Below are 12133 nucleotides of genomic sequence, written 5' to 3'. Positions count from 1 at the left end.
GCCCTGTTCAGCCCTCCAGCCGGCCCGGGTCGGCGACGATCGCCCGGACCACGCCGACCGCGGCCCCGAGCAGCGGGCCGCGGCGGCCCAGCCGGGAGACCGTCAGCCGCTCGTCCGACCAGGGGCGGACGGTGACCCGCAACGCCAGCTCGGCCCGCATCGCCGGCAACAGCCAGGGCGCCAGCTGCGCGTAGCCGCCGCCCAGCACCACCTCGGCCGGGTCGAGCAGGTTGACCGCCCCGGCCGAGGCGATGCCCAGCGCCGAGCCGGCCCCGGCCAGCGCCGTGCGCACCTCCTCGTCGCCGGCCTGGGCCCGCTCGGCGAGCAGCGCCACCCAGTCGCCGCGGATCCCCTCCAGGCCGGCCGCCCGCAGCACCGCCGCCTCCCCCGCGTACTGCTCCAGGCAGCCGTGCGACCCGCACGCGCAGAGCGGCCCGTCCGGGCGGACCGGCACATGGCCCAGCTCGCCCGCGTAACCGCGGGCCCCGCGCAGCAGCCGACCGCCGATCACGATCGCCGCGCCGACCCCGGCCTCGGCGGAGACGTGCAGGAAGTGGTCGGGCGCGCCGCCCAGCCAGAGTTCGGCGAGCCCGCCCAGGTTGGCCTCGTTGTCGGCGTCGATCGGCAGCTCGGCCAGCTGCTCGGCGCCGGCCGCGCGCAGTGCGTGCCGCAGTTCGGCGGTGACCGGAACGTCCTGCCAGCCCAGGTTGGCGGCCCGCTGGAGCACCCCGCCACCGTCGCCGACCAGCCCGGGCACGGCCAGCGTCAGCCCGGCCGGGCGCAGCCCCGCCTCGACGGTGGCCGCGCGCAGCAGCTCGGCCAGGTCGGCCAGGACGGCGGCGGGCCGCCGACCCCGGTTGCAGATCTCCTGGCGGCGCCAGGCGCGGACCTCGCCGCGCAGGTCGACCACGCAGGCGCCGAGGTGTTCCACCCCGATCTCGGCACCGAGGCCGCCCGGCCCCCCGGGGTTGAGACCAAGCGCGGTGCCGGGCCGGCCGACCTTGCCGCTGGGCGCGGCCGGGCCCGCCTCGACCACCAGCCCCGCGGCGATCAGCTCCTCGGCGAGCGAGGAGACGGCCGCCCTGGTCAGCCCGGTGTCGGCGGCCACCTCGGCCCGGGAGCGCGGGGCGCGCGCGATCACGCCGAGCACCAGCGCCAGGTTGGCCCGGCGCATGCCCTGCTGGCTGGCGGGTCCGGCCCGGAGGCCGTCCGTCTCGCGCATCGCCCTCACCCCGCTCGGCTGCCTGGCACCCGCCTTCGGGGCCGGTCGCTTGCAGCGTAACCGCGTTCGGCCGCCCGCTCCCGGCGGGCCGGGAGCGCCCGCCCGGGCACCTGCGCGCGCCGGGCAAGTCACGCCCTACGAGATGCGTTGCGGCTGCTCCACCGGGGTGGCGGCCGGTTCGGCGAGGCGGGTGAAGACCCAGCGCTGCATGGCCCAGTAGCGGAACAGCATCGCGATGAAGGTGCCCACGACCATCCCGCTGACGAAGTCGGCCACCCCCTCGGTGAAGGCCGTCACCCGGGGCTCGCGCAGGTCCAGCAGGTAGCGCGAGACGATCAGCGGGAGGACGTTGACGCCGATCGCCACCGCGCTGACCAGCAGGAACAGCAGCACCTCGCGGCGGCGGCCGACTGCCCGGAAGGACCACTGGCGGTTGAGCACATACGAGACCGCGGTGCCGACCACGGTCGCGAGGGTGAGCGCCACCACCGGCTTGTGCTCCAGCACGGTGAACTTCAGCGCGAAGTTGAGCACCGTGGTCAGGCCGAAGCAGGCACCGCCGACCAGCAGGAACTTCACCAGCCGGCGGTGCCTGACCAGGAACGGGCGCAACCTGGCCGGCACTCTGGCCAGGGCACGCTGCGTGAGGGACGGCATCTTCGCAGTCTGACCACGGCGGCCGCGGGCCGCTACTCGTCAGCGGTGATCCGCAGCACCCCGGTGGTGGTCCTTTGGTAGACCACGCCGCCGGGGGCGATCGAGCCGACCATCCGGAGCATGTCGCAGAGGAAGCCGGCCCCGGTGTACTCGGTGCGCACCACGGCGCCGGTGCGCGGGCCGATCTCCGCGTAGTGAATGGGGGTCCAGCACCGAGGTGGTCGCACAAGCCCTGACGGGGCGTGGGGCCCGCAGAATCCCACACCCCGTCAGCCGGCCGCCCGTCAGGCGGCGACCAGCACCTCGGCCGGCTCCAGGGCCAGCTTCAGCACCTCCCGGACGTCCGCGACCGGGTGGACGGTGAGCCGCTCCAGCACCTCGGCCGGGACGTCGTCCAGGTCGGCCTCGTTCCGCTTGGGGATGATCACCGTGGTGACGCCGGCCCGGTCGGCGGCGAGGAGCTTCTGCTTCACCCCGCCGATCGGCAGCACCCGCCCGGTCAGCGACACCTCACCCGTCATCGCCACGTCGGTGCGCACCTTGCGGCCGGAGAGCAGCGAGGCCAGCGCGGTCGTCATGGTGATGCCGGCGCTCGGCCCGTCCTTGGGGACGGCCCCGGCGGGGACGTGCAGGTGCACGCCGCGGTCCCGCAGCGAGGTGACCGGCAGCTCCAGCTCGGCACCGCGCGAGCGGAGGAAGGAGAGCGCGATGTGCGCGGACTCCTTCATCACGTCGCCCAGCTGCCCGGTGAGGGTGAGCCCGGTGCCGCCGGTCTCGGCGTCGGCGAGCGAGGCCTCGATGTAGAGGACGTCGCCGCCGGCGCCCGTCACCGCGAGGCCCGTCGCCACGCCGGGGACGGCGGTGCGCCGCTCGGCCGGCTCCTGGGCCGCCTCGGGGACGTGGTGCGGCCGGCCGATCAGGGCGCGCAGGTCGTCGGCGCCGATCGCGGCGGGCAGCTCCCGCTCGCCCAGCTCGCTCTGCGCGGCGACCTTGCGCAGCACTCGCGCGATCGAGCGCTCCAGGTTCCGGACGCCCGCCTCACGGGTGTACTCGCCGGCCAGCCGGCGCAGCGCCTCCTCGTCGACCGCGACCTCCTCGCCCTTCAGGCCGGCCTTCTCCAGCTGGCGCGGGAACAGGTGGTCGCGGGCGATGACGACCTTCTCGTCCTCGGTGTAGCCGTCCAGGCGGACCAGCTCCATCCGGTCGAGCAGCGGCTCGGGGATGGCCTCCAGCACGTTGGCGGTGGCGAGGAAGACCACGTCGGAGAGGTCCAGCTCGACCTCCAGGTAGTGGTCGCGGAAGGTGTGGTTCTGGGCCGGGTCCAGCACCTCCAGCAGGGCGGCCGCCGGGTCGCCCCGGTAGTCGGAGCCGACCTTGTCGATCTCGTCCAGCAGGACGACCGGGTTCATCGAGCCGGCCTCCTTGACAGCCCGGACGAGCCGGCCGGGGAGCGCGCCGACGTAGGTGCGCCGGTGGCCGCGGATCTCCGCCTCGTCCCGGACGCCGCCGAGCGCCACCCGGACGAACTTGCGGCCCATCGCGCGGGCCACCGATTCGCCGAGCGAGGTCTTGCCGACGCCGGGCGGGCCGACCAGCGCCAGCACCGCGCCTCCGCGCCGGCCCCCCACCAGGCCGAGCCCCTGGTCGGCCCGGCGCTTGCGCACGGCGAGGTACTCGACGATGCGGTCCTTGACGTCGGCCAGGCCGGAGTGGTCGGCGTCCAGTACGGCGCGGGCGCCGGCGATGTCGTAGGCGTCCTCGGTCCGCTCGTTCCAGGGCAGCTCCAGGACGGTGTCCAGCCACGTCCGGATCCAGGAGCCCTCGGGCGACTGGTCGGACGCCCGCTCCAGCTTGTCGACCTCCTTGAGGGCCGCCTCGCGGACCTTCTCGGGCAGGTCGGCCGCCTCGACCCGGGCCCGGTAGTCGCCCTCCTCGTCGGCCGGGTCGCCGTTCAGCTCGGCCAGCTCCTTGCGGACGGCCTCCAGCTGGCGCCTGAGCAGGAACTCCTTCTGCTGCTTGGCCACGCCCTCCTCGACGTCCTTGCGGATGGTGTCGTTGACCTCCTCCTCGGCGAGGTGGTCGCGCAGCAGCGTGAGCGCGTACTCCAGGCGGGCCACCTGGTCGGCCTCCAGCAGCACCTTGAGCTTCTGCTCGGCGGTGGCGAAGGACGCGTAGCCGATGTTGTCGGCCAGCTCGCCGACGCCCTCGATCTGGGCCACCCGGTCGACGATCTGCCAGGCGCCGCGCCTGCGCAGCCACTGGGTGGAGAGCGACTTGTACTCCTTGACCAGCTCGGCGGCGCGCCCGGCCACCGGGGTGCCGACCGAGGACTCCCGGAACGGCGTGGTCTCCACCCAGAGGGCGGCGCCGGGCCCGGTGGTGCCGACGCCGATCCGGACCCGGCGCACGGCGCGCACCAGCGCCGCCGGATCGCCGTCGGCCAGCCGGCCGACCTGCTCGACGGTGGCGAGCGTGCCGACCGCCGCGTACGAGCCGTCCACCCGCGGGACCAGGAGGACCTGGGGCTTGCCGGTACCGGCGGCCGCGGCGCGCGCGGCCTCGACCGCGGCCCGCACCTCGGTGTCCTTGAGGTCCAACGGGACGACCATGCCCGGGAGCACGACCTCGTCGTCGAGCGGCAGCACGGGCAGGGTGAGCGGTGTGGACGTCGATGCCATGATCTCTCCCCAGTCAGTCAAGTTGAGTTGACCTGACTAAGGTTTTGCGAGCGCCGGATGTTCCCGGCCCCCTGTTCGCCATGAGCGAACAAAGGCGCCCGCGGGAGAAGGGGGAGAGCCTCGGGCGGGCCTGTCAAAAACGCCCGGGAGACGTCACATCCGGTCGAGCAGCGCGGCCCCGCGGGACGGCGGGGCGGACGCCGGGGCCGCCCCGGCCGGCTCGGGTCGGCGCGAGCGGCGGCCGGGGGTGCCTCGCAGCCAGCGCCAGAGCGCCACCCCGGCCAGCAGCGCCGCCGGGTGGCCGATCCCGGTCACCAAGTCCCGGTCGCCGGCGATCTGGTCGGCGACCAGCAGGCCCGCCGCGCCGAGCGCCAGCAGCCGCCCGCGCGGCTTCAGCAGCCCGGCCAGCGCGCCGAGGCTGGCCAGCACGCCGTAGCTGACGCCGATGTCCAGGTTGTCCAGCGCCGCGGACTCCAGCCGCCCGGTGGCCACGGCGCCGATCACCACCGACTGGGAGAGCAGCGTGGCGGTGATGTGACCGATCGCGAAGACGGCCGCCGCCCGGCCCGACCCGACCCGCCGCTCCAGCGGCGCGACGGTGAAGGCGAACGCCCAGAGGTAGGGCATCCAGATCGTCCCGGCCACCCAGAAGCCGCTGAACAGCAACGCGCGCAGCGGGTGGTGCAACAGGTTGTGCCCGTCCGAGCTGGACGCCTCCTGGAGGCGCAGCACCAGGTCCGGGTCGGCGAGCTTGGCGAAGGTGGTGGTGGCACCGACCACCGCGAGGTAGCCGAGCGCGAAGGGGTTGCGCCGGGGCGTCGGCACCCGGGCCAGCAGCCAGCCGGCGACCCCGGCCCGCAGCCCGTACCGCAGCATCCCGTAGGGCGGTCCGGTCTGCCCGGCGCCCTCCCGCAGCCCCGCCATGCCGCCTCCGCTCCGACCTGCAGCAACCGGCCCCGTCAGATGCCCAACGTACCGGCGCGCGCCGGAAATCCCACCCCCGTGAATCTTGTCGTGACCACGGTACGTCGCGGTTCTGGGAGTCCGCTGGGAAAACCCCGTGAATACCGGTGGACGGCCGGATGGCCGGATGGCCGGCCTTGGTCCAGACCTTCCCTCTGTTTACGCACGAGTAGCGGCTCTGACCGGCGGCTTGGCGTCAACAAGTGTGCATACGTACCGTCACACAGTGAAAAATCGCCGGGTAAGGTATCGGCCCGTGCCCACTCCCGAGTGGGTCCGATGGCGGCCCGACAGCCGCCTCACGGGCCGGAAATGTCCGGCCCACCTGCCGGAAACCACCCGCGGTCCGTACGCTGCGAAGTGTGCGGAAACGGTGGGCAGTCCACACCTGCCCTCCCGTCCCCGCACGTTCGACGGGACGGCGGACCCGGCACAGTCCACGACGGAACAAGACTACGAGCGGAGCCCCGCCATCCCCACAGGTGGCCGGCCCGCAGCCCTGGGGGCGGTGGCGTGACCGTGACAGAAATTCAGCAGGACAACCAGAACAGCGGCGGCACGGTGAGCAGCCAGCGCAGAGTGCTGGTGGTGGAGGACGAGCCCACGATCGCCGAGTCGATCGCGGCCCGGCTGGGCGCGGAGGGCTTCAAGGTCGCCGTGGCCCACGACGGCCCCGGTGCCGTCGACGGGTTCCACACCTGGCAGCCCGACCTGGTCGTGCTCGACATCATGCTGCCCGGGTTCGACGGCCTAGAGGTGTGCCGCCGGATCCAGGCCCAACGCCCGGTACCGGTCCTGATGCTGACCGCGCGCGACGACGAGACGGACCTCCTGGTCGGCCTCGGCGTCGGTGCCGACGACTACATGACCAAGCCCTTCTCCATGCGCGAGCTGGCGGCCCGGGTCAACGTGCTGCTGCGCCGCGTCGAGCGCGCCCAGCAGGCGGCCCGCACACCGGCTCTCGGCTCGCTGCGCTTCGGCGAGCTGGAGATCGACCACGTGCAGCGCCGGGTCCGGCTGGCCTCGGGCGACGTCCACCTGACGCCGACCGAGTTCGACCTGCTCGCCTGCCTGGCCGCCCAGCCGCGCGCGGTCCTCACCCGCGAGCAGCTGCTGGCCGAGGTGTGGGACTGGACGGACGCGTCCGGCACCCGCACCGTCGACAGCCACGTCAAGGCACTGCGCCGGAAGATCGGCGCCAGCTGGATCCGTACCGTCCACGGCGTCGGCTACGCGCTGGAAGCCCCGCTCTCGTAGCGGCGCCTCGGGCGACGGGCCTCCGGGGGGCCCGTGTCCCGAACCGCCGTGCGGGCCACCTGACGGATCACAGCACGCGGGGGATCACAGGGGACCAATGACCTTTCCACAGCAACGCAACGGGGACACCGACGGCACCCGGCGGCCCACACTGGCCGCCCGCGCCGCCCATCGGGTCTGGGCCGACATCCGGCCGCTCGACCCGGTCCGCTCGATCAAGGGCAAGCTCGCGCTCCTGGTGATCGTCTCGGTCTTCCTGGCCACCGGCATGGTGGTCGTGGCGATCCGTTCCGAGACGCAGATCCGGATCATCATGATCTTCTCGATGATCGCGTCACTGCTCTTCATGCAGTTCCTCGCGCACGGGCTGACCGCCCCGCTGCGCGACATGACCGCCGCCGCCCGCGCGATGACCTCCGGCGACTACAGCCGCCGGGTCGAGGTGAACTCGCGCGACGAGATCGGCGAGCTCGCGGCCACCTTCAACCACATGGCGGCCGATCTGGAGGCCGCCGACCGGCACCGCCGCGAGCTGGTCGCCAATGTCTCGCACGAGCTGCGCACGCCCATCGCCGCACTGCGCGCCGTGCTGGAGAACGTGGTCGACGGCGTGGTCCAGCCGAACCCGGCGACCCTGGGTGCCGCACTGGAGCAGACCGAACGGCTCGGCCGGCTGGTCACCCACCTGCTCGACCTCTCCAAGATCGACGACGGCGTGGTCGACCTGGACGCCCGCTCCTTCGAGGTGCGCGAGTTCCTGGACGGCGTGCTGCGCGGGGTCACCGTGGACGGCGCGACGGCCGGCGGGGCGTTCTCCCGGCGCGGGGACGTCCGGCTGGCCCTGGAGGTCAGCCCGGCCGGGCTGACCGGCGTGGCGGACCCGGAGCGGCTCCACCAGGTGGTCGCCAACCTGGTCGACAACGCCTGCAAGCACTCCCCGCCCGGCGGCACCGTCACGGTCCGCGCCCGGCCCGGGGAGGGGCCCGGCGGGCTCCTGCTGGAGGTCGAGGACGAGGGGCCCGGCATCCCGCCGGCCGACCGCAGCCGGGTCTTCGAGCGGTTCAGCCGCAGTGGCACCGCCACCGCGCAGGGGCCCGGCTCCGACGGCGGCACCGGCCTGGGGCTGGCCATCGCCCGCTGGGCGGTGGACCTGCACGGCGGGCGGATCGAGGTGGCCGAGGCCGCCCGGGGCTGCCGGATCGAGGTACGGCTGCCCGGCCCGCGCTGAGCGTGGTCCGGACCTTCATGTCACAGAACCGACACAGACGTATACGGATCTTGGGAAGCGATTATGTCCGGTTTTACCCTGATATGGGGGTCGATCGGGCATGATCGCTTCCCATCCCAACCGGCTTTCTAACGCACATTTTCAGCCAAACTGCAGGTCAGGACTGTGATCTGGGCGACGCCTGAGCCCTGGGGACTGCGCGATCACTGGTCAGGGGCGTAGCCTTAATCCCCGCTGTCCAAACATCCCAAAAGGAAGCGGAAGAGGGCGGTTGCCGCCGTGTCGCCACAGTCCCAAGAAACCCCCAACAGCTCGGCAAGCTCCACTGGCTTCGGCCCCAATGAGTGGCTCGTCGACGAGATCTACCAGCAGTACCTCCAGGACCCGAACTCGGTCGACCGAGCCTGGTGGGACTTTTTCGCCGACTACAAGCCCGGTACCGAGGTGACCCCAGTGACCCAGGCCGCGACCCAGGTCGGCCCCACGCCGACCACCGTTGCCGCCCCCGCGCCCGCCGCTGCCGCTCCGGCCGCGCCCGCCCCCGCCGCACCGGCCGCGCCAGCGGCCCCCGCGGCCCCGGCACCCGCGCCGCTCGCCGCAGCCCCCGCCGCGCCCCCGGCGCCCAAGGCCGCCGCCCCGACTCCGGCCGCGCCGGCCGACGGGACCGGCCCCGAGCTGATCCAGCTCCGCGGCCCGGCCAAGGCCGTCGCCACCAACATGGACGCCTCGCTGGAGGTGCCGACCGCGACGTCCGTCCGCGCGGTGCCCGCCAAGCTGCTGATCGACAACCGCATTGTCATCAACAACCACCTGCAGCGCGCCCGCGGTGGCAAGGTCTCCTTCACGCACCTGATCGGTTACGCCCTGGTCCAGGCCATCAAGGCCTCGCCGGGCATGAACCACAGCTACCAGGTGAAGGACGGCAAGTCGTACCTGGTCAAGCCCGAGCACGTGAACCTGGGCCTGGCCATCGACCTGGTGAAGCCCAACGGCGACCGCCAGCTCGTCGTCGCGGCCATCAAGAAGGCCGAGACGCTCGACTTCTTCGGCTTCTGGCAGGCCTACGAGGACATCGTCCGCCGGGCCCGCGCCAACAAGCTGACCATGGACGACTTCACCGGCGTCACGGTCTCGCTGACCAACCCCGGCGGCATCGGCACCGTGCACTCCGTGCCGCGCCTGATGCAGAACCAGGGCACCATCGTCGGCGTCGGCGCCATGGAGTACCCGGCCGAGTTCCAGGGCTCCGCCCCGGAGACCCTCTCCCGCCTGGGCGTCTCCAAGATCATGACGCTGACCTCGACCTACGACCACCGCGTCATCCAGGGCGCGGCGTCCGGCGAGTTCCTGCGCGAGATCCACCGTCTGCTGCTCGGCGAGAACGGCTTCTACGACGAGATCTTCGAGTCGCTGCGGATCCCGTACGAGCCGGTCCGCTGGGCCACCGACGTGGCGACCACGCACGACGACGAGGTCAACAAGACCGCGCGCGTCATCGAGCTGATCCACTCCTACCGGGTCCGCGGCCACCTCATGGCCGACACCGACCCGCTGGAGTACAAGCAGCGCAAGCACCCCGACCTGGACGTCACCACGCACGGCCTCACCCTGTGGGACCTGGAGCGCGAGTTCGCGGTCGGCGGCTTCGGCGGCCAGCGGATGATGAAGCTCCGCGACATCCTCGGCCTGCTGCGCAACACGTACTGCCGCACCGTCGGCATCGAGTACATGCACATCCAGGACCCGACGCAGCGCAAGTGGCTGCAGGAGCGCCTGGAGAAGCCGTACACCAAGCCGGAGCGCGAGGAGCAGCTGCGCATCCTGCGCCGGCTGAACTCGGCCGAGGCCTTCGAGACCTTCCTGCAGACCAAGTACGTCGGGCAGAAGCGCTTCTCGCTGGAGGGCGGCGAGTCCCTCATCCCGCTGCTGGACGCCACCATCGACTCGGCGGCCGAGCACCGCCTGGACGAGGCCGTCATCGGCATGGCCCACCGCGGCCGCCTCAACGTGCTGGCCAACATCGTCGGCAAGCCGTACGGCAAGATCTTCGGCGAGTTCGAGGGCAACCTCGACCCGAAGTCGATGCACGGCTCCGGCGACGTGAAGTACCACCTCGGCTCCGAGGGCACCTTCACCGGCCTGGACGGCGAGACCATCAAGGTCTCGCTCGCCGCGAACCCCTCCCACCTGGAGGCCGTGGACCCGGTCGTCGAGGGCATCGCCCGCGCCAAGCAGGACATCCTGGACCAGGGCGGCACGACCTTCCCGGTGCTGCCGATCCAGATCCACGGTGACGCGGCCTTCGCCGGCCAGGGCGTCGTCGCGGAGACCCTGAACATGTCGCAGCTGCGCGGCTACCGCACCGGCGGCACCGTGCACGTCGTGGTGAACAACCAGGTCGGCTTCACCGCCGCCCCGGCGTCCTCGCGCTCCTCGATGTACTGCACCGACGTCGCCCGGATGATCGAGGCCCCGATCTTCCACGTGAACGGCGACGACCCGGAGGCCGTGGTCCGCGTCGCGCGGCTCGCCTTCGAGTTCCGCCAGGCGTTCCACAAGGACGTCGTGATCGACCTCATCTGCTACCGCCGCCGCGGTCACAACGAGGCCGACAACCCGTCGTTCACCCAGCCGCTGATGTACGACCTGATCGACAAGAAGCGCTCGGTGCGCAAGCTGTACACCGAGGGCCTGATCGGTCGCGGTGACATCACCATGGAAGAGGCGGAGCAGGCGCTCCAGGACTTCCAGGGCCAGCTGGAGAAGGTCTTCGCCGAGGTCCGCGACGCCGCCCAGACGCCGGCCCCGGCCGCCAACGGCAAGCCGCAGGCCGACTTCCCGGTCAACATCCAGACCGGCATCTCCCAGGAGATGGTCAAGCGGATCGCCGCCTCGCAGGTCAACCTGCCGGACTGGCTGACCGTCCACCCGCGCCTGCTGCCGCAGCTGCAGCGCCGCGCCGCCTCGGTCGAGGACAACACCATCGACTGGGCGATGGGCGAGACCCTCGCCATCGGCTCGCTGCTGATGGAGGGCCACCCGGTCCGCCTGGCCGGCCAGGACAGCCGCCGCGGCACCTTCGGCCAGCGGCACGCCGTCCTGATCGACCGGGTCTCCGGCGAGGACTACACCCCGCTGCTGTACCTGACCGAGGACCAGGCCCGCTACACCGTGTACGACAGCCTGCTGTCCGAGTACGCGGCGATGGGCTTCGAGTACGGCTACTCGCTGACCCGCCCGAACTCGCTGGTCATGTGGGAGGCGCAGTTCGGCGACTTCGTCAACGGCGCCCAGACGGTGGTGGACGAGTACATCGCCTCCGCCGAGCAGAAGTGGGGCCAGCACTCCGGCGTCACCCTGCTGCTGCCGCACGGCTACGAGGGCCAGGGACCGGACCACTCGTCCTCCCGCCCGGAGCGCTTCCTCCAGCTGTGCGCGCAGAACAACATGACGGTCGCCATGCCGACCCTGCCGTCGAACTACTTCCACCTGCTGCGCTGGCAGGCGCACAACCCGCACCACAAGCCGCTGGTCGTCTTCACCCCGAAGTCGATGCTGCGTCTGAAGGCCGCGGCGAGTGCGACCGAGGAGTTCCTGTCCGGCTCGTTCCGCCCGGTCATCGGTGACACCACCGTCGACCCGGCGAACGTCCGCAAGGTCGTCATCACCGCCGGCAAGTTCTACTACGACGTGGAGGCGGCCCGCACCGAGCGCGGCGTCACCGACACCGCGATCGTCCGGGTCGAGCGGCTCTACCCGCTGCCGGTGGCCGAGCTCCAGGAGGAGCTGGCCAAGTACGGCGACAACGTCCAGTTCGTCTGGGCGCAGGAGGAGCCGGCCAACCAGGGTGCCTGGCCGTTCATCGCGATGAACCTGGTCGACCACCTGCAGGTCGTCATCGGCCGCAGCGCCAACGGCTCGCGGCTGCGCCGCGTCGCCCGCACGGCCTCCTCGGCCCCGGCGGTCGGCTCGGCCAAGCGGCACGCCGCCGAGCAGCAGGCACTGCTGGAGGAGATCTTCACGATCTGACGCCCCGGCGTCCCGATCACGGCCCCGGGGGGGGGGGGGGGGGGGGGGGGGGGGGGGGGGGGGGGGGGGGGGGGGGGGGGGGGGGGGGGGGACGGGGGA

8 protein-coding genes are annotated in these 12133 nt (G+C 72.6%); 3 read left to right on the top strand and 5 right to left on the bottom strand.

All coding sequences use genetic code 11. The features are described 5' to 3' along the window. Positions 1–7: 7 nt before the first annotated feature. From ACZ6NC_RS18890 to ACZ6NC_RS18870, 5 genes are all read right to left on the bottom strand, one after another. Entirely contained in the window at positions 8–1222 is a 1215-nt protein-coding gene (locus tag ACZ6NC_RS18890; protein WP_465734123.1) for an ROK family protein, read from the bottom strand. 135 nt (positions 1223–1357) lie between these two features. Next, positions 1358–1879 carry a GtrA family protein gene (locus ACZ6NC_RS18885; protein ID WP_465734121.1) on the bottom strand — a complete coding sequence of 174 codons (522 nt, stop codon included), beginning with the start codon at positions 1877–1879 and terminating at the stop codon, positions 1358–1360. Between the two features lie 32 nt (positions 1880–1911). Then, complete coding sequence (locus ACZ6NC_RS18880) at positions 1912–2106, bottom strand: hypothetical protein (RefSeq protein WP_465734119.1); 195 nt, start codon at positions 2104–2106, stop codon at positions 1912–1914. Between the two features lie 57 nt (positions 2107–2163). Then, positions 2164–4557: an endopeptidase La gene (gene lon / locus ACZ6NC_RS18875; protein ID WP_465734117.1), complete on the bottom strand. Its 2394-nt coding sequence runs from the start codon at positions 4555–4557 to the stop codon at positions 2164–2166. 153 nt (positions 4558–4710) lie between these two features. Then, positions 4711–5481 carry a rhomboid-like protein gene (locus tag ACZ6NC_RS18870; RefSeq protein WP_465734115.1) on the bottom strand — a complete coding sequence of 257 codons (771 nt, stop codon included), beginning with the start codon at positions 5479–5481 and terminating at the stop codon, positions 4711–4713. A gap of 558 nt (positions 5482–6039) precedes the next feature. On the opposite strand from ACZ6NC_RS18870, the gene ACZ6NC_RS18865 reads away from it, so the two are divergent. From ACZ6NC_RS18865 to ACZ6NC_RS18855, 3 genes are all read left to right on the top strand, one after another. Continuing rightward, on the top strand, positions 6040–6777 hold the full coding sequence (locus tag ACZ6NC_RS18865; RefSeq protein ID WP_209411241.1) for a response regulator transcription factor: 738 nt from the start codon (positions 6040–6042) through the stop codon (positions 6775–6777). A gap of 97 nt (positions 6778–6874) precedes the next feature. Next, positions 6875–8005: a sensor histidine kinase gene (locus tag ACZ6NC_RS18860; protein ID WP_465734113.1), complete on the top strand. Its 1131-nt coding sequence runs from the start codon at positions 6875–6877 to the stop codon at positions 8003–8005. Between the two features lie 279 nt (positions 8006–8284). Next, complete coding sequence (locus tag ACZ6NC_RS18855; RefSeq protein ID WP_465734111.1) at positions 8285–12034, top strand: multifunctional oxoglutarate decarboxylase/oxoglutarate dehydrogenase thiamine pyrophosphate-binding subunit/dihydrolipoyllysine-residue succinyltransferase subunit; 3750 nt, start codon at positions 8285–8287, stop codon at positions 12032–12034. Positions 12035–12133 lie beyond the last annotated feature (99 nt).

It is taken from the genome of Kitasatospora sp. NPDC041988, from assembly GCF_055588525.1.
Note: the sequence above shows the minus strand (reverse complement) of the source record. Positions and strands in the feature narration are given on the sequence as shown.